The sequence below is a fragment of the Thermoactinospora rubra genome (genome assembly GCF_002093975.1).
Classification (GTDB): domain Bacteria; phylum Actinomycetota; class Actinomycetes; order Streptosporangiales; family Streptosporangiaceae; genus Nonomuraea; species Nonomuraea rubra_A.
In genome coordinates this window covers 87,872-109,908 of record NZ_MSZZ01000010.1, presented here as the reverse complement: position 1 = coordinate 109,908, position 22,037 = coordinate 87,872, and the positions used below count along the sequence as shown (strand labels likewise).

At 71.6% G+C, this 22,037-nt stretch carries 22 protein-coding genes; 21 read left to right on the top strand and 1 reads right to left on the bottom strand.

From position 1 onward, the window contains the following. From frdA to BSB02_RS19100, 15 genes are all read left to right on the top strand, one after another. The gene (gene frdA / locus BSB02_RS19170; protein WP_084960375.1) at positions 1–1,734 is read left to right on the top strand and encodes a fumarate reductase (quinol) flavoprotein subunit; all 1,734 of its coding nucleotides are present in this window, start codon (positions 1–3) and stop codon (positions 1,732–1,734) included. Then, positions 1,727–2,503, top strand: a complete 777-nt coding sequence (sdhB, locus tag BSB02_RS19165) for a succinate dehydrogenase iron-sulfur subunit (RefSeq protein WP_206184779.1) — start codon at positions 1,727–1,729, stop codon at positions 2,501–2,503. Before frdA ends, sdhB begins: the two co-directional genes overlap by 8 nt. Continuing rightward, the gene (locus tag BSB02_RS19160) at positions 2,500–2,892 is read left to right on the top strand and encodes a succinate dehydrogenase/fumarate reductase transmembrane subunit (protein ID WP_084960374.1); all 393 of its coding nucleotides are present in this window, start codon (positions 2,500–2,502) and stop codon (positions 2,890–2,892) included. The genes sdhB and BSB02_RS19160 overlap by 4 nt, the downstream gene beginning before the upstream one ends. Continuing rightward, complete coding sequence (gene frdD / locus BSB02_RS19155) at positions 2,892–3,242, top strand: fumarate reductase subunit FrdD (protein WP_084960373.1); 351 nt, start codon at positions 2,892–2,894, stop codon at positions 3,240–3,242. The genes BSB02_RS19160 and frdD overlap by 1 nt, the downstream gene beginning before the upstream one ends. A 69-nt stretch (positions 3,243–3,311) precedes the next feature. Further along, on the top strand, positions 3,312–5,873 hold the full coding sequence (locus BSB02_RS19150; protein WP_143590882.1) for an immune inhibitor A domain-containing protein: 2,562 nt from the start codon (positions 3,312–3,314) through the stop codon (positions 5,871–5,873). 33 nt (positions 5,874–5,906) lie between these two features. Beyond that, positions 5,907–6,836, top strand: a complete 930-nt coding sequence (locus BSB02_RS19145; protein WP_084960372.1) for a diacylglycerol/lipid kinase family protein — start codon at positions 5,907–5,909, stop codon at positions 6,834–6,836. Between the two features lie 235 nt (positions 6,837–7,071). Continuing rightward, the gene (locus BSB02_RS19140) at positions 7,072–7,467 is read left to right on the top strand and encodes a phage holin family protein (RefSeq protein ID WP_084960371.1); all 396 of its coding nucleotides are present in this window, start codon (positions 7,072–7,074) and stop codon (positions 7,465–7,467) included. A 48-nt stretch (positions 7,468–7,515) separates the two neighbouring features. Further along, positions 7,516–8,715: a DUF3618 domain-containing protein gene (locus BSB02_RS19135; protein ID WP_143590881.1), complete on the top strand. Its 1,200-nt coding sequence runs from the start codon at positions 7,516–7,518 to the stop codon at positions 8,713–8,715. Positions 8,716–8,894: 179 nt separating this feature from the next. Beyond that, a complete protein-coding gene (locus tag BSB02_RS19130; protein ID WP_084960370.1) occupies positions 8,895–9,317 on the top strand; it encodes a protease inhibitor I42 family protein in 423 nt (140 codons plus the stop codon). Positions 9,318–9,349: 32 nt separating this feature from the next. Then, positions 9,350–10,510 (top strand): acyl-CoA dehydrogenase family protein, encoded by a 1,161-nt coding sequence (locus BSB02_RS19125; protein ID WP_084960369.1) that lies wholly within the window; start codon positions 9,350–9,352, stop codon positions 10,508–10,510. Then, positions 10,507–10,908 carry an HIT family protein gene (locus BSB02_RS19120; RefSeq protein ID WP_338064351.1) on the top strand — a complete coding sequence of 134 codons (402 nt, stop codon included), beginning with the start codon at positions 10,507–10,509 and terminating at the stop codon, positions 10,906–10,908. The genes BSB02_RS19125 and BSB02_RS19120 overlap by 4 nt, the downstream gene beginning before the upstream one ends. Positions 10,909–10,956: 48 nt before the next feature. Next, entirely contained in the window at positions 10,957–12,129 is a 1,173-nt protein-coding gene (locus BSB02_RS19115) for a histidine kinase (protein WP_084960367.1), read from the top strand. 33 nt (positions 12,130–12,162) lie between these two features. Next, positions 12,163–12,897: a LytR/AlgR family response regulator transcription factor gene (locus BSB02_RS19110; RefSeq protein WP_084960366.1), complete on the top strand. Its 735-nt coding sequence runs from the start codon at positions 12,163–12,165 to the stop codon at positions 12,895–12,897. 4 nt (positions 12,898–12,901) lie between these two features. Beyond that, complete coding sequence (locus BSB02_RS19105; protein ID WP_143590879.1) at positions 12,902–13,267, top strand: hypothetical protein; 366 nt, start codon at positions 12,902–12,904, stop codon at positions 13,265–13,267. Then, a complete protein-coding gene (locus BSB02_RS19100) occupies positions 13,264–14,739 on the top strand; it encodes a sodium/solute symporter (protein WP_084960364.1) in 1,476 nt (491 codons plus the stop codon). Before BSB02_RS19105 ends, BSB02_RS19100 begins: the two co-directional genes overlap by 4 nt. Here BSB02_RS19100 and BSB02_RS19095 read toward each other — a convergent pair. Further along, complete coding sequence (locus tag BSB02_RS19095) at positions 14,736–15,731, bottom strand: LacI family DNA-binding transcriptional regulator (RefSeq protein WP_084960363.1); 996 nt, start codon at positions 15,729–15,731, stop codon at positions 14,736–14,738. The two genes, BSB02_RS19100 and BSB02_RS19095, sit on opposite strands and share 4 nt — an antisense overlap. Before the next feature lie 11 nt (positions 15,732–15,742). Between BSB02_RS19095 and BSB02_RS19090 the strand changes: the two genes are divergently transcribed. The 6 genes from BSB02_RS19090 (at position 15,743) to BSB02_RS19065 (ending at position 22,036) form a co-directional block, all read left to right on the top strand. Then, positions 15,743–16,906: a trans-sulfuration enzyme family protein gene (locus BSB02_RS19090; protein WP_084960362.1), complete on the top strand. Its 1,164-nt coding sequence runs from the start codon at positions 15,743–15,745 to the stop codon at positions 16,904–16,906. 39 nt (positions 16,907–16,945) lie between these two features. Continuing rightward, positions 16,946–18,211, top strand: a complete 1,266-nt coding sequence (locus BSB02_RS19085) for an ABC transporter substrate-binding protein (RefSeq protein ID WP_084960361.1) — start codon at positions 16,946–16,948, stop codon at positions 18,209–18,211. After that, complete coding sequence (locus tag BSB02_RS19080) at positions 18,208–19,110, top strand: carbohydrate ABC transporter permease (RefSeq protein WP_206184778.1); 903 nt, start codon at positions 18,208–18,210, stop codon at positions 19,108–19,110. Before BSB02_RS19085 ends, BSB02_RS19080 begins: the two co-directional genes overlap by 4 nt. Then, entirely contained in the window at positions 19,094–19,909 is an 816-nt protein-coding gene (locus BSB02_RS19075; RefSeq protein WP_084960360.1) for a carbohydrate ABC transporter permease, read from the top strand. Before BSB02_RS19080 ends, BSB02_RS19075 begins: the two co-directional genes overlap by 17 nt. A gap of 190 nt (positions 19,910–20,099) precedes the next feature. Then, positions 20,100–20,429: a DUF485 domain-containing protein gene (locus BSB02_RS19070; RefSeq protein WP_084960359.1), complete on the top strand. Its 330-nt coding sequence runs from the start codon at positions 20,100–20,102 to the stop codon at positions 20,427–20,429. Continuing rightward, the gene (locus tag BSB02_RS19065; RefSeq protein WP_084960358.1) at positions 20,426–22,036 is read left to right on the top strand and encodes a solute symporter family protein; all 1,611 of its coding nucleotides are present in this window, start codon (positions 20,426–20,428) and stop codon (positions 22,034–22,036) included. The genes BSB02_RS19070 and BSB02_RS19065 overlap by 4 nt, the downstream gene beginning before the upstream one ends. Position 22,037 lies beyond the last annotated feature (1 nt).

The window sequence follows — 22,037 nt, the reverse complement described above, 5'->3', positions numbered from 1 at the left end:
ATGATCGACGTGCTCATCGTCGGGGGAGGCGGGGCCGGGCTGCGGGCGGCGATCGCCGTCGCGGAGTCCGACCCCTCGCTTGAGGTGGCGGTCGTGTCGAAGGTGTATCCGATGCGCAGCCACACCGTCTCCGCCGAGGGCGGCGCGGCCGGGGTGATCGGCATCGGCGACACGCTCGAGGAGCACTGCTACGACACCATCTCGGGCGGCGACTGGCTGTGCGACCAGGACGCGGTGGAGGCGTTCGTCGCCGAGGCGCCGCGCGAGCTCGTCCAGCTGGAGCACTGGGGCTGCCCGTGGAGCCGGGAGCCGGACGGCCGGGTGGCGGTCCGGCCGTTCGGCGGCATGAAGAAGATGCGCACCTGGTACGCCGCCGACAAGACCGGGTTCCACCTTCTTCACACTCTGTTCCAGACAACCCTGAAATATCAGGAAATAAAGCGGTTCGACGAGTGGTACGTCACCCAGCTGATCGTCGACGACGGCCGCATCCACGGCGTCACGGCCATCGAGATCCGCACCGGCAGGATCGAGGCCATCCCCGCCCGCACGGTCATCCTGGCCACCGGGGGCTGCGGCCGGGTCTTCCCCTTCACCACCAACGCCGCCATCAAGACCGGCGACGGCATGGCCCTGGCCTACCGCGCGGGCGCGCCGCTGAAGGACATGGAGTTCGTCCAGTACCACCCCACCGGCCTGCCGTTCACCGGCATCCTCATCACCGAGGCGGCCCGCGCCGAGGGCGGCTGGCTGGTCAACAAGGACGGCTACCGCTACCTGCAGGACTACGACCTCGGCAAGCCCACCCCCACGCCCCGGCTGCGCAGCATGGAGCTCGGCCCCCGCGACCGCCTGTCGCAGGCGTTCGTCCACGAGCAGCACAAGGGCCGCACGGTCGACACCCCCTACGGCCCCGTCGTCTACCTCGACCTGCGCCACCTCGGCGAGGCCAAGATCGACGAGCGCATCCCGTTCGTCCGCGAGCTGTGCCGCAGCTACCAGAACCTCGACCCGGCCACCGACCTCATCCCCGTCCGGCCGGTCGTCCACTACATGATGGGCGGCGTCCACACCGACATGGACGGCGCCACCCCCATCGCGGGCCTCTTCGCCGCCGGCGAGACCGCCTGCGTCAGCATCAACGGCGCCAACCGGCTGGGCTCCAACTCGCTGCCCGAGTGCCTGGTCTTCGGCAGGAGGGCGGGGACGGCCGCCGCCGAGTTCGCCCGCTCCCACCGCGACGGGGAGTCGCCTGCCGTACGGTCGCAGGGCGACGACGAGCGGCGGCGGCTGGAACACCTGCGCGACGGCACCCGCACCGGCGAGCGGATCGCCGACCTGCGCGAGCGGATGCAGCACACCCTGGAGGGCGCGGCCGGCATCTACCGCACCGGCGACGTGCTCGCCAAGGCCGCCGACACGCTGGCCGACCTGCGGGAACGCGCCGCCGAGGCCAGGCTCGACGACTCCAGCACGGCCTTCAACACCGAGCTGCTGACCTGGCTGGAGCTGGGCTGCATGCTGGAGGTCGCCGAGACGATCGTCGCCTGCGCGCTCAACCGGCGCGAGTCGCGCGGCGCCCACCAGCGCACCGACTTCGAGGCCCGCGACGACGAGGAGTTCCTGGCCCACTCCCTGGTGCACCGGGCGCCGGACGGCACGCCCTCGGTCGGGCTGCTCCCCGTGACGATCACCCGCTGGCCCCCCGGCGAAAGGGTTTACGGACGTGACTGACACAGCGGAGGGAGTACGGCAGGCGGCCCCGGCCAGGACGATCCGGCTGGAGGTGGCCCGCTACCGCCCCGGTGAGGACGCCGAGCCGGCCTTCCAGAGCTTCGAGGTGCCGCGGATGGACGACTGGGCGGTGCTCGACGGCCTGAACTACGTCAAGGACCAGCTCGACGGGTCGCTGTCGTTCCGCTGGTCGTGCCGCATGGGCGTGTGCGGCTCCTGCGGCATGACCGTCGACGGCGAACCCCGGCTGACCTGCGGCACGTTCCTCACCGAGTTCGGGGACGGCCCGATCAGGATCGAGCCGCTGAAGGGCTTCCCGGTGATCAGGGACCTCGTCGTGGACATCGACGGCTTCCTCGCCAAGCTCCGGCACGTCAGGCCCTGGCTGGTCAGGGAGGGGGAGGAGCTGCCGCTGACCGCCGAGTACGCCCAGACGCCCGAGCAGCTGGAGGCCTACAAGCAGTACTCGATGTGCATCAACTGCCTGCTGTGCTACTCCGCCTGCCCGGTCTACGTGCTGGACCCCGACTTCCTCGGCCCGGCGGCGATCGCCCTGGCCCAGCGCTACAACCTCGACTCGCGCGACCAGGACGACCGGTTCGACGTGCTCAACCTGGAGGAGGCGGTCTGGGGCTGCACGTTCGTGGGGGAGTGCACCCGCGTGTGCCCCAAGCACGTGGATCCGGCCGAGGCCATCCAGCGCTACAAGGTCACCGCCGCGATGCGGTCGGTGCTGCCGTGGAGCAGGCGCGCGGGAGGCCGCCGATGAGCGCCCCGGCCAAGCCGTACCGCGCGCCGCGCGACTTCCTGTGGTTCGCCCGCAGGCCCGCCTACACGGTGTTCGTCCTGCGGGAGCTGACCAGCGTCTTCGTGGCGTGGACGATCGTGTTCCTGCTCCTGCTCGCCGACGCCGCGCTCAACGGGACCTACGAGCGCTTCACGGCCCTGGCCGGCCGGCCCTGGATGGTCGCCCTCAACACGCTGGCCTTCCTGGCCACCGCCTTCCACTCGGTCACGTTCCTCAACCTCGCCCCCAAGGCCACGGTCGTGCGGCTGGACGGCTGGCGCGTGCCGGCCTTCCTCATCCAGGGCGGCAACCACACGCTGTGGCTGCTGGTCTCGGGGATCATCGCCTACTTCGTGCTCAGGGGGGTGTGATGGCCCGCAGGCGTACGGCCGAGCCGTACCTGTGGCTGCTGTTCAGCGGCGGCGGCGTGGTGGCGGCGCTCGTGCTGCCGGTGCTGGTGCTGCTGTTCGGGGTGCTCATGCCGCTCGGCGTGCTCGACTGGCCGACCGCCGGGCAGGTGCGCGCCCTGCTGGATCCGGTCCTGGTACGGCTGGCGCTGGTCGTGGTCGTCGTGCTGTGCCTGTTCCACGCGGCGCACCGCATCCGGTTCACCAGCGAGGAACTGCTCGGCATCGCGCGCGCCGACGTGCTGATCGCGGTCGTGTGCTATGGGGCAGCGGTGGCCGGGGGAGTGCTGGCCGTCCTGCTGTTGTTCCGGTGATATTCCGAGTTATGCCGAAATAGCAGACATAACGGCACCGCATGGAGTGAGTCCCTAGCGTCCGGACTCGTGCCGATCAGACACCGTCTCGCCGTTCTGCTCCTGGCGGCCTCGTCCCTCGTCGCGCCACCCCGGGCAGCTCTCCCATCCCAGGCGGCTCCCTCACCGCAGGCCGCGCCGCCGTCACAAGCACGCCCGTCACAAGCACGCCCGTCACGGGCCGCTTCGCCGTACCGGCTCGCCCTGTCACCCCCGCGCGACGAGCGGGACCCCCGCGACCCCCGCCCCGCCGGCCACGCCAGGGCCGCCGTGCCCGGCGGCCTGCCCGGCGCCGTGCCCGGCGACCCGGCCGCCGCCCGCGTGCTCGCCGCCCGCGAGCAGGAGGCGCTGCGCACCGGCCGCGACCCCGCCGCCCTGGCCGGCAGGCGGCCGCGGACCGCGAAGGTGCTGGCCGTCCTCGTCGAGTTCGACGACCGGGCGAATGACGACTTCTCCGGGTTCGAGCGGCCCCGCGTCGTCGGCGGCGACCCCTACGACTGCGTGACCGAGCCCCCGGGCACCCGCATGAACGGCCCGCTCCACAACCGCATCCCCGACCCGGCCGGGACCGGCGACAACAACTCCTTCTGGGTGCCCGACTTCAGCCCCGCCCACTACCGCAGCCTGCTGTTCACCGACCGGGGCCTCACCAAGCGCGTCCGCCCCGACCTGCGCGACCCGCGCGACGGCCGCAGGGGCGTCGACGTGTCCGGCCAGACGCTCAGGCGCTACTACCGGCAGATGTCCGGCGGCGCCCACACCATCACCGGCGCCGTCGCCGGATGGGTGCGCGTGCCCCACTCCGAGGCCTGGTACGGCGCGGCCGCCTGCGGGCGCGCGGCGCAGGACATGACCGGCCACCCCGCCAACCCGGACGGCGTCGCGCGGCTCGTCGCCGACGCCGCCGACGCCCTCGGCCCCCGCTTCCCGTGGGCCGACTACGACGCCGAGGACGTCGCCGACGCCGACGGGGACGGCGACCACGCCGAGCCGGACGGCGTCATCGATCACCTGGTGATCGTGCACGCCGGCAAGGACCGCTCCGCCGGCGGCGGCGCCGAGGGCACCTACGCGATCTGGAGCCACTCCGGCGTCCTGCCCCGCCCGCTCAAGGTCGGCGGCAAGGCCGTCTCCGGCTACATGATGGTGCCCGAGGACGCCGGGGTGGGCATCTTCGCCCACGAGTACGGCCACGACCTCGGCCTGCCCGACCTCTACGACCCCACCGGCACCTCCAGCCCGGACGTGGAGTTCTGGGACCTCATGGCGAGCGGCTCGCACACCGGCCCGCTCTACCAGTCCATGCCCGCGCACCTGGGCCTGTGGGCCCGATGGGTCCTCGGCTGGGCCAGGCCGCGGACCCTGCGGCCCGGCTCCGCGCTTCGCCTGCTCACCCTGCGCCCCGGCGAGGGGGTCAAGGTCGACCTGCCGGCCGAGAAGGTCCCCATGCTCCAGCCGCACAGCGGCGCCTTCGCCTGGTGGTCGGGCATGGGGCAGGACCGCGCCGACGCCGGGCTCACCCGCGACCTCGTCCTGCCCCGCGCGGCCCGGGTGCGCCTGTGGATGTGGAACTCCTACGAGATGGAGTTCGACCGCGACCGCGGCTTCGTCGAGGTGTCGGCCGACGGCGGCGCCACCTGGGCCAGGCAGCGGGTCTTCACCGGCGAGGGGGAGGAGGTCACCTACGACCTGGCTCTGACCGGCATCACGTACGGCTGGCGCGAGGACTACGTCGACCTGACCGCCTACGCCGGGAAGGCCATCAAGCTGCGCCTGGCCTACCGGACCGACGGCGCCCACACCGAGCGCGGCTGGCACGTCGACGACCTGCGCCTGACCGCCGACGGCGCCGAGGTCTGGCGCGACGACGTGGAGTCCGGCGCCGGCGGCTGGACGGCGAGCGGCAGGGGCAGGTGGACCCGCAACGACGGCACGCGCGAGCTGACGCGCTTCTACCTGGCCGAATGGCGGGCCGACCCGGGGCTGCGGCACGCCTACACCACGGTGTCCACGCAGGGCGGCTGGCGGGTCGGCAGGATCCGCTACAACGCGCCCGGCCTGCTGGTGTGGCTGCGCGACTCCGCCCACACCGGCAATGTCCTCATCCCGACCCTGGACCTGCCGCCCAGCATCGGCCCCAAGGGCGGCCTGCTGCTCGTCGACTCCCATTTCGAGCCGCTGCGCCGCAGCGACGGGGAGAACCTGCCGGCACGCGCGCAGAGCTCCAACGCCGCCTTCGGCACGCGGCCGACGCCGGCGCTGCCCGGCCGCGAGCCGCAGAAGGGCGTCCCCGCCTTCACCGACGCCAGGACCTGGTACCCCGGCCTGGAGGTCAGGGACGGGCAGCTGCACTACCGCGACTTCGACGCCTCCGTCGTGGTCCCGGCCAGGGGACCGTACGGCACGCGCGTGGTCAACCCCGACGGCACCCCGGCCACCGCCTTCTACGGCAGGGACCTCGGCAACGGCCACCGGCTGGGCACGGGCGACCCCGGCGCCGCCGCCCACGGCGTGCGGATCGCGGTGGTCGCCACCCTGCCCGGCGGGCGGGGGGCGCTGGTCAGGGTGACGCCCGCCGGAAGGGCGGGCTGACGGCCCTACGATGTCCATCATGAGGTGCCCATCATGAGGAGTAAGGCCGAGCACACCGAGGCGATCCGGCGCGACCGGCGCGTGGCGGTGGTCGTCAACACCCGCTCGCGCCGCGGCAGGCGGCATTACTTCGAGGTGCTCGACGAGCTCCACCGGCTGGGCTTCGAGCCGCTCGGCGAGTTCTCGGTGGTCAACCCCAAGCGGCTGCGCGAGATCCTGGACAAGGCGCTGGCGCTGGGGCCCGACCTGCTGATCGTCGGCGGCGGCGACGGCACCCTGTCCTCGGCCGTGCGCCACGTGGCCCACCGCGACGTGGCGCTGGGCGTGCTGCCGCTGGGCACCACCAACAACTTCGCCCGCAGCCTCGGCCTGCCGCTCGACCTGGCGGGCGCGATCGGCGTGTTCGCGACCGGCAAGGTGGCCGACATCGACATGGGCGTGGCGGGCGACCGGCCCTTCGCCAACCTGGCCAGCTTCGGCGTCTCGGTCGAGGTGGCCCAGCGGGTCAAGCCGTGGCTCAAGCGCATCCTCGGCCGCCCCGCCTACCCGCTGACCGCGCTGACCGTCCTGCCCGGCCACCGCCCCTTCCGCGCGTTCATCACCGTCGACGGCAAGCGCCACGAGCTGCTGACCCACCAGCTCAACATCGCCAACGGCCGCTTCCACGGCGGCTGGCAGGTGGCCAGGGACATCAGCATCGACAACGGCCTGCTCGTGGCCTACCAGCTGGGCTCGGGCAAGAAGCTGCGGCTGCTCGGCGAGACGCTGGTGCGCGCCACCACCGGCCGCTGGCGCAGCCTGGCCGGCGGCCCGTTCGTGACCGGCCGCGAGATGCACCTGGAGACCGACCCGCCGATGGCGGCCGACGTCGACGGCGAGGTCCGGCTCATCACGCCGCTGACCCTCCGCGTCGTGCCCAACGGCGTGCGCGTGATGGTGCCCGAATCGTTCGAGGACCGCTAATCGGCCGCCTTCCGGGTTAGCCTGGAATCATGGAGCGTCCAGGAGACTGGTGTGAGCGGCCGCGTCCCCCGCGGCCCGGGTGCGAGCTGCCCTCGCCGTTCGAGCGCCCCAGGAAGCCGGACAACTGGTGCGAGGTCCCCGAATCCCCCGTGACCAAGGTTTTCGATTTCCTTCTGCGCTTGCCGAAGCGATAGCGGGGTAGTCGCCCCCTCGTCTGGGAGGAGGCGACCACTCCATGAACGACAAGAGCACCGCGGAGCTCGTGACCGAGCTCTCGCGTGAGGTGTCCAGGCTCGTCAGGGACGAGCTGCGGCTGGCGAAGCTGGAGCTGGCCGAGAAGGGCAAGCGCGCCGGGTTCGGCGCGGGCATGTTCGGCGCGGCCGGGCTGACCGCCTTCTTCGGCGGTGCCACGCTGATCGCCGCCGTCGTGATGCTGCTTGCCCTTGTGCTGCCCGCGTGGGCGGCCGCCGGAATCGTGGCCGGGGTTTTGCTGATCGTGGCGGCTGTCCTCGGGCTGGTCGGCAAGAACCAGGTGAAGAAGGCCACGCCGCCGATGCCCGAGGAGGCAGTCGCGAGCGTCAAGGCCGACATCGACGAGGTGCGGGAGCGGGCCGCCCACCACAGGGCGTGAGCCGTACGGCCCGCTCCCGCCCGCTGTGACGAGGGAGACGACGCGACCATGACAGAGACAGACCCGCGGTCGGGACACACCGAGGAGCATGCCGGCGACGTCGGCGCGCGCCGGGCGACGGTCGGCGAGCCGACCGACCCCGAGTCCATCAACGTGCCGCCGACGCGGCCGGGCGCCGCCGAGAACGCCAGGGCGGCCGAGCGTGAGCGCGCGCCCGAGGAGACGTTCGTCCCCGAGGCCCCGGTCCCCGACGACCGCGTCGGCACAGGCGCGGCCCGCGCGGAGCCGCCGGCCCCTGGCACGCGGGAGAGCGTCCGCGAGGGCGTGGAGACGTCGATGACGGAGCCGGGCCGCCGGTCCGCCGGGGAGCCGGTGACGCCGCCCACGGGCGCGGCCGGGTCCAGGGGCGGGGTCGGCGCGGTCGGTGAGGAGGAACTGGTGCGTAGAGACATCGAGGAGACCCGCGAACGGCTGGGCCAGACCGTCGAGGAACTGGCCGGCAGGCTGGACGTCAAGGCACGGGCCGGCGAGGCGGTCGAGACCGCGAAGGGCCGGGTGGTCGCGGTGGCCGAGAAGGTGCGGACCGCCGCCCCCGAGCCGGTCAGGGAGGCCGCCGACAAGCTGACGACCGAGACGCGGCGGCGTCCGGGGCTCGCGGCCGGCGTCGCGGCCGCCGGGGTCCTCGCGGCGCTCGTCGTGCGCAGGATGCTCAAGCGCGGGACGACCACACGGCACGCGGCGATCACGCGGCGCGGGGCGCCGATGCGGCGCCGGGGCGTCGTGCCGCACAAGGGTGTCATGCCGCGCGGCGGCATGATGCCGCACAAGGGCATGATGTCGCGCCGAGGGCTCATGGGCCGCCGGGGCATGTTCGGGCGCGGCGGGCTGCTGGGAGGCGGCGCCGCGTTCAGGAAGCGCGCGATGTTCGGGCGTGGCCCGATCTTCGGACGGCGCACGATGTTCGGACGACGCACGATGTTCGGACGACGCACGGTGTTCGGACGGCGCATGATGTCCGGCCGCGGCACCATGCTCGGACGACGCGGGATGTTCGGGCGGCGGTCGTTGTTCGGGCGGCGGTCGTTGTTCGGGCGTCGGACGATGTTCGGGCGGCGCGGCATGCTCGGGCGCGGCATGACGCACGGACCCGGCAGCGTGCTCAAGCGAGGTGGCATGCTCAGGCGGGGCAGGACGTTCATGCCCGGCGTGACGGTCAAGCGCGACACGATGGTGATCCGCGGGAGGTAGTGAGGCGACGCCGCCGCGCACGCCGGGAGACCTCCCGCGCAGAGCGTGCAGCGGAGCGGGCGCACGGCGGGCCTGGTGGCCGTCGCGGGCCTCCTGGTCGTGTTGTGCCGGGCCGCCCCCGACGTCCGCCGGCCCGGCGGCGTGCCGGGAGATCCGCCCGAGCCCGATACGCTGCCGGAATGACTCGTCTTCTGGTCCTCGTCGCGCTCTTGGCGATCGCGGGATGCGGCGGCGGATCCGCGGTCAGCAACCTGGGCACCGTCGTGTCCGGGGCGAAGGGGAGCACCGTCCAGGTGCAGGTCGGCAAGGGGCAGCGCTTCTCGCTGGCGGTCCAGGACAACCCCTCGGTGGGCGACAGCTGGGAGCTGGTCGCCCTGCCCGACGCCAAGGTGGCCGCGTTCATCAGCAAGGAGCGCCGCGCCGAGTCCGACGCGCCGGGCTCGGGCGGCACCGCCTACTTCGTCTTCAACGCCAAGCGGCCGGGCGTCACCCAGGTACGGCTGTTCAACTGCTGGCGCTGCGGCGCGAGCCGTACCCCCGCCGACGAGACGAGCAGGCAGAACTCCGGCGAGGCGATCTTCGAGATCACCGTCACCGATTGACCGAAGAAAGCTCTGGTCCTTAGCGTGGTCGGGTGGACTTCGAGCTCAATGAGGACCAGCAGCTGTTCCGCCGGACGTTGCGGGACTTCGTGGACAAGGAGATCGTCCCGGTCGCCCCGGAGTGGGAACGGACCGGGCGGTATCCCACCGAGATCGTCGAGCGGTTCAAGGAGCTCGGCCTCTTCGGCATGACGGTCCCGGCCGAGTACGGCGGGCTGGAGCTGGACCGCGTGTCGTTCGCGCTGGTCTTCGAGGAGATCGCCCGCGGCTGGATGGGCGTGGCCGGGGTGCTCGGCTCGCACTCGCTGTCGACGTGGATGATCGCCCGGTACGGCACGGCCGAGCAGAAGGACCGCTACCTGCCCGGCCTGGCCAGCGGGGCGCGGCGGACCGGCATCGCCCTCACCGAGCCCGGCGCGGGCACCGACCTGCAGGGCATCCAGACGCGCGCCGTCCTCGACGGCGACCACTACGTCATCAACGGCACCAAGACGTGGATCACCAACGCCCGGCACGCCGACCCCATGCCGGTGCTCGTCAAGACCTCGGTCGAGACGCCCGCCCACCGCGGCATGTCGATCATCCTCGTCGACGCGGACACCCCGGGCTACACCGTCAGCCGGGACCTGCCCAAGCTCGGCTACAAGGGCACCGAGACGTGCGAGATCTCGCTGGCCGACGTGCGGGTGCCCGCCTCGCGGCTGCTGGGCGGGGTCGAGGGGCGCGGCCTGCAGCAGGCCCTGTCGGCGCTGGAGCTGGGCCGCATCAACATCGCCGCGCGTGCCGTCGGGGTGGCGCAGTGCGCCTACGACGCGGCCCTGCAGTACGCCAGACAGCGTCACGCCTTCGGCCGGCCCATCGGCGACTTCCAGGCGATCCAGCTCAAGCTGGCCGACATGGCCACCGAGATCCAGGCCGCGCGGCTGATGACGTACTGGGCGGCCTCGCGCAGCGCGTCCGGCGGGGTCAAGGCGGAGGCGGCCATGGCCAAGTACTTCGCCTCCGAGGTGGCGCTGCGGGCGACCATGGAAGCCATGCGGGTGCACGGCGGCTACGGGTACTCCCAGGAGTTCGTCGTCGAGCGGCTGTACCGGGACGCGCCGCTCATGGCCATCGGTGAGGGGACCAACGACGTGCAGCGCCTGGTGATCGCCCGGGAGCTGCTCAAGGGAGCCGCTAGAGTCGGCTGGTGAGCTGTCTGTTCTGCGAGATCGTCGCGGGATCGGCGCCCGCGGTGGTGGTGCACGCCGACGAGGTCGCGGTCTGCTTCCTCGACGCCCGGCCGGTGTTCAAGGGGCACGTGCTGGTGGTGCCCCGCGCGCATGTCGAGACGCTGGGGGACCTGGAGGAGGTCGGGCCGCTGTTCACCCGCGTCCAGGCGATGGCGCGCGCCGTCGAGACCGGGCTGGAGGCCGGCGGGACGTTCGTGGCGCTCAACAACAGGGTCAGCCAGAGCGTGCCGCACCTGCACGTCCACGTGGTGCCGCGCAACCGCAAGGACGGGTTGCGCGGCTTCTTCTGGCCCCGGACCAAGTACGCCTCGCAGGAGGAGGCGGAGGGCTTCGCGGAGGCGATACGCAAGGCCCTGTAGGGCTGCTTTCGGGGGCGAACGGCCCGCGGGCCAGTAGGCTGCGGAAACGTGGACCCCCTGGTCGTCGTGCTCCTGCTGGCCCTGCTCGTCGGGGTGCCGGCGCTCGTGCTGTGGCGCGTGCTGCGGGGCCGGCGCGAGCTGGGCGCCGGGCCCGCCGAGAGGGCGACGTTCGAAACCCTCCACACCGCCTCCCTCGCCGCCCCGCCCCTGCGGGCCGGCCTCACCCAGGAGGGCGCCCAGAAGGCCTCCCGGCACCTGCGCGAGCTCCTCGACTCCCCGGCGCTCGCCATCAGCGACGGCGAGCGGCTCCTCGTCTACGAGGGCCTGGGCGAGCACCACGCCGCCGACGCCTTCTCCCACGCCAAGGAGACCCTGAACACCGGCCGCATCCAGGTGCTCACGCTCGACTGCGAGCTCCTGGAGTGCCCCATCCGCCACGCGGTCGTCGTCCCCCTCACCACCGAGGACCGCGTGGTGGGCGCGCTGGCCGCCTACAGCCCGCACGCCTCGGCCGGGCTGGTCCGCGCCGCCGAGGAGGTGGCCCGCTGGGTCGACTCCCAGCTGGAGCTGGCCGAGCTCGACCGCTCCCGCCACCTGCTCATGGAGGCCGAGGTCAAGGCCCTGCGGGCGCAGATCTCGCCCCACTTCATCTACAACTCCCTGACCACCATCGCCAGCTTCGTCCGCACCGACCCCGAACGCGCCCGCGAGCTGCTGCTGGAGTTCGCCGACTTCACCCGCTACTCCTTCCGCCGCCACGGCGACTTCACCACCCTCGCCGAGGAGCTGCGCTCGATCGACCGCTACCTGATCCTGGAGCGCGCCCGCTTCGGCGACCAGCTCCAGGTCACCCTGCGCATCGCCCCCGAGGTGCTGCCGGTGGCCGTGCCGTTCCTGTGCCTGCAGCCGCTGGTGGAGAACGCCGTACGGCACGGCCTGGAGAGCAAGAACGGCGTGGGCCGCATCACGATCATCGCCGAGGACCTGGGCTCGGAGTGCGGCATCAGCGTCGAGGACGACGGCATCGGCATGGACCCCGAGCGGCTGCGCCGCATCCTGGCCGGGGACCAGACCGAGGGGGTCGGGCTGGCCAACGTGGACGAGCGGCTGCGGCAGGTCTACGGCGACGAGTACGGCCTGGTGATCGAGACGGCGGAGGGCGCGGGCACGAAGGTCAACGTGAGGTTGCCGAAGTATCACCCGGGCGTCTCGGCCCGTTGACCTCCGGGTCATATGTCTGTTTCATCGCTTTCTATGGCCCTCCGCGTTCTGGCCGTCGACGACGAGCTTCCCGCTCTGGAAGACCTGTCGTACCTGTTGCGTGCCGACCCCCGGATCGGCGAGGTGCTGACCGCCAGGGACGGCGCCGCGGCGCTGCGCCTGCTGGACCGGGCCATCGCCGAGGGACGGCCGGTCGACGCGGTCTTCCTCGACATCCGCATGCGCGGCCTGGACGGCGTGGTGCTCGGCCGGCTGCTGTCGCGCCTGGCCAACCCGCCGCGGGTGGTGTTCGTCACCGCTTACGAGGAGCACGCGGTCGACGCCTTCGAGATCAAGGCCGAGGACTACCTGCTCAAGCCCGTGCGCCCGGAGCGGCTGCGGGAGGCCATCCGGCGCGTGTGCGTCTCCAGCGACGTGCCCTCCGACGAGGCCGAGTCCGACACGATCCCCGTCGAGCTGGGCGGCGTGACCCGCTTCGTCTCCAGCGCCGACGTCGTCTACGTGGAGGCGCAGGGCGACTACGCCCGCCTGCACACGCCCACGGGCAGCCACCTGGTCCGCATCCCGCTGGCCACGCTGGAGGAACGCTGGGCCTCGGCCGGCTTCATCCGCGTGCACCGCAGCCACCTGGTCGCCGTCAAGCACATCGAGGAGCTCCACATCGACTCCGGGCGCTGCACGATCCGCGTGGGCGGCGCCGAGATCCCGGTCAGCCGCCGCCACACCCGCGAGCTGCGTGACCTGCTCGTCAGGCGGGCCAGGCGGTGATCCGATGACCCCGCGCCGCGTCACCGTCACCAGCCCGCGCACCGCGGCCGCGCGCCGCCGCCGCTACCCGGCCACCCGCGAGATCGACGAGCAGACCCGCGTGGGCGAGGTCTACATGCGCTCGCTGCTGCGCACCCAGTTCCGCCTGGCCATGCTCATCTGCACGATGCTGGCCTGCGTGGTGGGCGGGCTGCCGCTGCTGTTCCTGCTGCTGCCGGAGCTGACCGAGCTCCGCGTGGCCGGCATCCCGCTGCCGTGGGTGATCCTCGCCGGGCTGATCTACCCCGCGCTGGTGGCCGGCGCCTGGTACTACGTCCGCCAGGCCGAACGCAACGAGCGGCACTTCGCCGACCTGGTGGAGCGCCGATGAACCTGACCGCGGTCGTCGTCGTGGTCGTGGCCGCGGTGCTCATCGGCGCGTTCGGCCTGCGGCTGTCGCGCACCACCTCCGACTTCTACGTCGCCTCCCGCACGGTCAGCCCGCTGTGGAACGCCTCGGCCATCGGCGGGGAGTACCTGTCGGGCGCCTCCTTCCTGGGCATCGCCGGGCTGATCCTCACCCAGGGCGCGGACATGCTGTGGCTTCCGGTCGGCTGGACCGGCGGCTACCTGGTGCTGCTGGTGCTGATCTCGGCCCCGCTGCGGCGCTCGGGCGCCTACACGCTGCCGGACTTCGCCGAGGCCCGGCTGGAGTCCATGACCGTGCGCCGCACCGCGAGCGTGCTGGTGGTGCTGATCGGCTGGCTGTACCTGATGCCGCAGTTCCAGAGCGCCGGGCTGGTCCTGCGCACCTTCACCGGCGCCCCGTCCTGGGTGGGCGGCCTGCTGGTGGCCATGGTGGTGGTGCTCAACGTGCTGTCGGGCGGGATGCGCTCGATCACGTTCGTCCAGGCCTTCCAGTACTGGCTCAAGCTCACCGCGCTCGCCGTGCCCGTGATCTTCCTGCTGCTGGCCTGGCAGCGCGACGGCGCGCCGCAGGTGAGCGACCCGGCCTGGGAGCTGCCGCTGACCGGCGAGGAGGAGTACGGCCTGTACTCGACCTACTCGCTGATCCTGGCCACGTTCCTGGGCACGATGGGCCTGCCGCACGTGCTGGTCCGCTTCTACACCAACCCCGACGGCCGGGCCGCCCGCCGTACCACGCTGGTGGTCCTGTCGCTGCTCGGCGCGTTCTACCTGCTGCCCGCGGTGTACGGCTGGCTGGGCCGGATCTACACGCCCGACCTGGCGCGGCCGGACACGGTGGTGCTGACGCTGCCCGGGCGGATGATCGGCGGCACCCTCGGGGACGTCCTGACCGCCCTGGTCACGGCGGGGGCGTTCGCCGCGTTCCTGTCCACCTCCTCCGGCCTGACCGTGTCGGTGGCCGGGGTGATCGCGCAGGACCTGCTCAAGGGCGGGGTGCGGGCCTTCAGGATGGCCACGCTCATGGCGGTGACCGTGCCGCTGGCCCTGGCGCTGGGGGCGCGGGCGCTGTCGATCGCCGACGTCGTGGGGCTGGCCTTCGCCGTCGCGGCCTCGTCGTTCTGCCCGCTGCTCGTGCTGGGCATCTGGTGGCGCGGGCTCACCTCGACCGGGGCGCTGGCCGGGCTGCTGTGCGGGGGCGGGCTGGCCTGCCTGGCGGTGCTCGCGCAGATCACCGCGGGGCCCTTCGAGGGGCTGGTCGGCGCGCTGGTGAGCCAGCCGGCGGCCTGGACGGTGCCGATCGCGTTCGCGGTGATGGCCGGGGTGTCGGTGCTGACGCCCGGCAAGGTGCCGCGGGGCCTGGCCACGATCATGGTGCGGCTGCACACCCCGGAGAACCTGGCGCTGGACCGCGGCGCCTGGCGGCCCAGAGGCTAGGCAGCCGGGGCGATCTCGCCCGACCCGCGCGCCACCAGCTCCACCGGGACGCGCACCCGCCGGGGCCGCCCGGGCGGGGCCAGCAGCAGGTCCACCGCCGTGCGGGCCAGCCGGGCGGTGTCGTAGCGGACCACGGTGACGCCCGGGTTGAACACCTCGGCCAGGGCGAAGTCGTCGAACCCCACGAACGCCGGGCGCTCGGGCCGCTCGCGCAGGGCGTGCAGGATGCCGATGGCGGCGCGGTTGTTGGTGGCGAAGAACGCCGTCGGCGGGTCCTCGCCGTCCAGCAGGCGCGCGACCTCCTGCGCGACCAGCCAGGGATCGAAGACGCCGTGCACGACCAGGGACTCGTCCACCCGGCCGCCCAGCGCCTGGCGGTACCCGGTGGCCCGGTCGTGGACCGAGCTCAGCCGTACGTCGTCGGACACCAGCGCGATGCGGCGGTGGCCGCGGGCCAGCAGGTGCTCGGTGGCCATCCGGCCGCCGGTCAGGTCGTCCAGCAGCACCACGTCGGCCTCCTCCAGGCCGGCGGGCACCCGGTCGAGGAAGACCGTGCGCGGGCCGCCCGCCAGCCACGAGTGGTCTCCGGCCGACGGGACGATGATCAGCGAGTCGACGCCCCTGGCGTACATCGACTCCACCAGCATCCGCTCGCGGTCGGGCCGCTCCTCGTAGGAGCCGAACACCACCAGCGCGTCGTGCTCGGCCGCCGCCGACTCCACCGCCTTGGCCAGGCGGGAGTAGAACTCGTTGGAGATGTTCTCGATCACCAGGCCGATGGTCAGCATGGCCGCCCCGCGGGCGAGCCGGGCGGCGGCCTCGTTGCGCCGGAAGCCCAGCGCGGCGATCGAGGCCTGGACCTTCTGCCGGACGGCGGCGCTGACGTGCGGCTCCTGGTTGACCACCCGCGAGACGGTCTTGAGGCTGACGCCCGCGTGCCGGGCCACGTCCGCCATGGTCGGCTTGCGCAGGCCCGGCTTGCGCAGTGTCATAGTCTGCCTCCATGGATGACGAGTGGATCTGCGGCCGTCTCGGCGAGGACGAGCCCTGGCTGCTGGGCGCGGTGAACCCGCCGGTGTTCGAGAACTCCATTTTCGCCTTCGAGACGGCCGAGGAGCTCGGCGCGGCGCTGAAGGACGAGGACGAGCGGTACGTCTACTGGCGCGGCACCAACCCGACCGTGGACCTGGCCCAGCGCAAGCTGGCGGCGCTGGAGCGGGCCGAGCGGGCCAAGTGCTTCGCCTCGGGGATGGGCGCCATCGCGGCGACGATCTCCTCGCTGGTGTCGGCCGGGGACCACGTGCTGGTGCTGGGCGCGGTCTACGGGCCGACCACGCAGTTCTTGCGCTACCTGGAGAAGTTCGGCGTCACGCATACGCACGTGGGCGATCTGGCCGGAGCTGACAGCGCTATCAACGAGACCACGCGACTACTGTACTTCGAGTCGCCCTCCTACATGCGGTACGAGCTGTTCGACATCCCCGCCGTGACGGCCTGGGCGCGCTCGCGCGGCCTGGTGACGGTGATGGACAACACCTGGGCGACGCCGCTGTTCCAAAAGCCCGTCACCATGGGCGTGGACCTGGTGCTGCACTCGCTGTCGAAGTACATCGGCGGGCACAGCGACCTGGTCGGCGGCGTGGTCTGCGGGCCGGCGGCGCTGGTGCGGCCGATCGCCAGGACCGAGTACATGCTCTACGGCGCCGCCATGTCGCCCCACGACGCCGCCAAGGTCGTCAAGGGGCTGCGCACGCTGCCCGTCCGGATGGCCGCCCACCAGGAGCGCGCCCTGGCCGTGGCCGCCTTCCTGGCCGGCCACCCCGGCGTGCGCGGCGTCAACCACCCCGGCCTGCCCTCCCATCCGGGCCACGAGCTGGCCCGCCGCCAGCTGCGCGGCTTCTCCGGCCTGTTCAGCTTCGAGCTGGACACCGACGACCGCGGCGCGGTGGCGGAGTTCCTGGACCGGCTGCGCCACTTCCGCGTGGCCGTCTCCTGGGGCGGCTTCGAGAGCCTGGTCAACGCCCCGGCGCTGACCACCGAGGAGTCCGTCAGGGCCACCATGGGCATCCCCGTGGGGCTCATCAGGCTCTCGGTGGGGCTGGAGCCGGCCGAGGCGCTGATCGAGGATTTGGCTCTAGCGCTGAAGGGGCTCCGTCGCCTAGCGTGATGACAGCGCTGTCAGCGCTGTCACAGCAAGGAGGCTCCCGTGAGATCTGCCGTCCTCGCGGCCCTGTCCGCCACGACCCTCGTGCTCGCCGGATGCGGGTCCGGCTCGTCGTCCTCCTCCGGCGGGGAGGTACGGCTCCGCATGATCGAGAGCCTGACGAGCCCGGACCGCACCAAGCTGATCAAGAGCCTGCTCGCGGACTTCGAGAAGGCCAACCCCGGCGTGAAGGTCGAGCTCGTCTCCCCGCCGCTCGACAGCGCCGACCAGAAGATCACTCAGATCCTCCAGACCGGGAAGGGCCTGGACGTGCTGGAGGTCCGCGACCACACGGCCAAGTCCTTCGCCAACAACGGCTGGCTGGCCGAGCTGCCCACCACCGCCTGGCCCGGCTGGGCCGAGCTGACCCCGCTGGCCCAGAAGAAGGCCGTGGAGGTGGGCGGCAAGCCGTACCTCATCCCCTACGGCTTCTACCAGCGGGCGCTGTTCTACCGGACCGACTGGGGGATGAGCGCGCCGCCCGCCACGTGGCAGGAGCTGTACGAGGCGGCCAGGAAGATGACCGGCGACGGCCGGTACGGCTACTCCTTCCGCGGCGGCAAGGGCGGCGCCGACTACGCCGTCCAGATGATCAGCGCCTACAACGGCGAGGCGCTCGACCCGGAGAAGTCCTTCTACCTCAAGGACAAGCGGACCATCTTCTCCACCCCGCAGGCCGCCCAGGCGCTGGAGCTCTTCGTGAAGATCTTCAAGGAGGCCTCGCCGCCCGACTCGGTCTCGTGGGGCTACCCGGAGATGGTGCAGGGCTTCGCCTCCGGCGTCACCGGTATGCTCATCCAGGACCCCGAGGTCATCAAGACCGTGGAGGAGAGCGGGCTGCGGAACTGGTCGACCGCGCCCATCCCCAAGGGCCCGACCGGCTACGCCTTCCAGCCCGTCGGCTACGCCGGGTGGGGCGTCACCTCCTTCACCCGGCACAAGGCCGAGGCGACCAAGCTGGTGCAGTTCCTGTCGGAGCCGGCCCAGAGCATCCGCTTCGCCAAGGGCAACTCGCTCATCCCCATCGCCAAGCGGGCGCAGAGCGACCCGCAGTTCTCGCAGGGCGCCTGGAAGGCCTACCTGGAGGCGCAGCAGGACCCCAAGCAGGTGATCACCATCCGGCCGGTCGACTACCCGGGCTGGAGCCAGTTCCTCGTCGACTCCGACCGCGACGTCCAGTCCCTGCTCACCGGCAAGACCACGGTGGCCGAGGTGCTCAAGTCGTGGGACGCCTTCTGGACCGACCAGGCGCGCAAGGTGGGCGAGTGAGCGTTTCCGCCCGTCCCGCCTTCACCCCACGCAAGGCCCTGTTCGTCGCGCTGTGCCTGCTCCCCGGCGTGGCGTTCGTCGCGCTGTTCACCTACTGGCCGATGGTGCGCGGCAGCGTGATGGCCTTCCAGCGCTACAACCTCTTCGACCTGACCGAGACCCCGTTCGTGGGCCTGGAGAACTTCCGAGCGGTGCTGGCCGAGCCGAGGTTCTGGACGGCGCTGCGCAACACCGGCACCTGGGTCGGGGTGTCGCTGGCCTTGCAGTTCCTCCTCGGCTTCGGCCTGGCCCTGCTGCTGCGCAGGCACTTCCGCGGCAGGGGCCTGTACCAGGCGTGGGTGTTCTTCCCGTGGGCGATGTCCGGCTTCCTGATCGGGCTGCTGTGGCGGTGGATGTTCAACGGCCAGTTCGGCGTGATCAACGACCTGCTGCTCAAGGCCGGGGTGATCGAGGAGCGCATCGGCTTCCTCGCCACCCCCGGCTGGGCCATGACCTCGGTGATCATCGCCAACGTCTGGTACGGCGTGACCTTCTTCGCCATCATGATCATGGCTGCGCTCCAGTCGGTGCCCAGGGAGCTGTATGAGGCGGCGGCGGTCGACGGCGCCTCCAAAGTGCGGCAGTTCTGGCACGTCACGCTGCCGCACATCCGCCCCACGCTGACGCTCATCGTGCTGCTGCGGATCATCTGGATCCTCAACTTCCCCGACCTGATCTACTCGATGACCGGTGGCGGGCCGGCGGGCGGCACCGACATCGTCACCACCTTCCTCATCCAGCAGGTCACGGGCGGCGACTACGGCCGGGCGGGCGCGGTGGGCCTGCTCGTCCTGGGCCTGCTGCTGGCCTTCGCCATCTTCTACCTCACCGTGACGAGGTCCGATGAGACGTCTCGCTAAGACGGCGGTGCTGGCCGCCTGGCTGCTGATCACGGTCTTCCCGCTGTACTGGATCCTGGTCACCTCGCTCAAGCCGAAGAGCGAGATCTTCTCGATGCCGCTGCGCTACTGGCCCTCGCGGGTGACCTTCGAGCACTACCGGGAGCTGTTCGAGTTCGCCGACTTCGGCACCTACCTGGTCAACAGCCTCCTGGTGTCACTGGCGGCCGCGGCGGCGGTCACGGCGATCGGCGTGCTGGGCGGCTACACGCTGGCCCGCTTCTCCTTCCCCGGCCGGGGAGCGCTGATGCTGGCCTTCCTGGTGACGCAGATGATCCCGCTGTTCATCGCGCTCGGCCCGCTGTACCTGCTGATGTCGGACCTGGACCTGCTCAACCGGCTGGCCGGGCTCATGCTGGTGTACGTCGCGATGCTCGTGCCGTTCTCCACGGTGATCATGCGCGGCTTCTACGAGCGGATCCCGGTGGCGCTGGAGGAGGCGGCCCAGGTCGACGGGGCCTCGCGGCTGGCCGCGATGGTCCGCGTGGTGATCCCGGTCATGCTCCCCGGCATCGCGGCGACCTACATCTTCGCGTTCGTCCAGTGCTGGAACGAGCTGTTCCTGGCGATCACGTTCATCGACAGCGAGGACGCCAAGACCATCCCGGTGGCGATGAACTCCTTCATCACCCAGTACGACATCGACTGGGGGTCCATGGCGGCGGCGACCGTCGTGTCGGTGATCCCGACGCTGGTCATGTTCGCCGCCATCAGGCGCTACATCGTCGAGGGCTTGACGGCCGGGGCGGTGAAGGGCTGAGCGGCGGCGGGCCCGCCCGTTCCCGAGCAAGCGACCGCTGGTCGCACAATTCCGACCATTCACCGCAAGGCTTCCCCAACTAACCGCGGCACGGCGGCGACTCGCCGAAGAAGGCGAGTCCGCCCCTCCACCGAGGGTAGTTTCCCCTCCTACGGTGTGCGTGATCTGCATCACATAACCGGGAGGCTTCGTGACAACCCGAGAACATGACGCATCCGTCTACGAACGAGTCCAGGAAAGCAGCGAGTTCCAGGACCTCAGGCGGCGCTTCCGCGCGTGGACGTTCCCGATGACCGTGGCCTTCCTCGCGTGGTACCTGCTGTATGTGGTGCTCTCCGGCTGGGCCCGTGACTTCATGGGCATCAAGTTGCTGGGCAACATCAACGTGGGGCTGGTCTTCGGCCTGCTGCAGTTCGCCTCGACGTTCCTCATCGCCTGGGCCTACGCCCGGCACGCCGAGAAGAAGCTCGACCCGCTGGCCGACAAGATCCGCCACGAGATCGAGGAGGAGGCCAAGTGAGCTCACAGGCACTCGGGGCGATCCTGTTCCTGTTGTTCGTGGCCGCCACCCTCGGCATCACCTTCTGGGCGAGCCGGCAGACCAAGACGGCCGCGGACTACTACGCCGGCGGCCGCTCCTTCAGCGGCGTGCAGAACGGCCTGGCCATCGGCGGCGACTACATGTCGGCCGCCTCGTTCCTGGGCATCGCGGGCATCATCGCGCTGTCCGGCTATGACGGGTTCCTGTACTCCATCGGCTTCCTCGTCGCCTGGCTGGTGGCGCTGCTGCTGGTCGCGGAGCTGATGCGGAACTCCGGCAAGTTCACCATGGCCGACGTGCTGGCCTTCCGGATGAGCCCGCGCCCCGTGCGCACCGCCGCCGGCGTGTCCACGATCACGGTCAGCATCTTCTACCTGATCGCCCAGATGGTCGGCGCGGGCGCGCTGGTCGGCCTGCTGCTCGGCGTCACCTCGCCGGCGGGCAAGGCCTGGACGATCGTCGGCGTCGGCATCCTCATGATCGTCTACGTCGTCTTCGGCGGCATGAAGGGCACCACCTGGGTCCAGATCGTCAAGGCCGTGCTGCTCATGACCGGCGCCGGGCTCGTCACCCTGCTGGTCCTCGGCAAGTACGGCTTCAACCTGTCCGGCCTGCTCGGCGACGCCGCCGCGCAGAGCGGCAAGGGCGGCAACTTCCTCATCCCCGGCCTGAAGTACGGCACCGAGGCCCAGGGCCTGGCGGGCAAGATCGACCTGATCAGCCTCGGCCTGGCCCTCGTGCTGGGCACGGCCGGCCTGCCGCACATCCTCATCCGCTTCTACACCGTCCCGACCGCCAAGGACGCCCGCAAGTCGGTGCTGTGGGGCATCGGCATCATCGGCGTGTTCTACCTGTTCACGCTGGTCCTCGGCTTCGGCGCCGCGGCCCTGGTGGGCAGCAAGGCGATCGCGGCGGCCGACAAGGCGGGCAACACCGCGGCGCCGCTGCTGGCCCAGTCCATCGGCGAGGCGTTCATGGGCAACGTCGGCGGCACGATCCTGCTGGCCCTCATCGGCGCGGTCGCCTTCGCGACGATCCTGGCCGTGGTCGCCGGGCTCACGCTGGCCTCCTCCTCCAGCTTCTCGCACGACCTGTACGCGCACGTGTTCAAGCGCGGCAACGCCACCGAGCGCGAGGAGGTCGTGGTCGCCCGGATCTCCGCCCTGGTCATCGGCGCGATCGCCATCGGCCTGGGCATCCTGGCCCAGGGCCAGAACGTCGCCTTCCTGGTGGCGCTGGCGTTCGCCGTCGCCGCCTCGGGCAACCTGCCCGCGATCCTCTACAGCCTGTTCTGGAGGAGGTTCAACACGGCCGGCGCGGTCTCGGCCATCTACGGCGGCCTGCTGTCGGCCCTCATCCTGGTGATCTTCTCGCCGGTGGTGTCCGGCTCGGACGCGGCGCTGTTCAAGACGGCCGACTTCGCCTGGTTCCCGCTGTCCAACCCCGGCATCATCTCCATCCCGCTGGGCTTCTTCTTCGGCTGGCTCGGCACCGTGCTCAGCAAGGAGTACAACGCCTCCAAGTACGCCGAGATCGAGGTCCGCTCCCTCACCGGAGTGGGCGCGGAGAAGGCCGTCCAGCACTGAT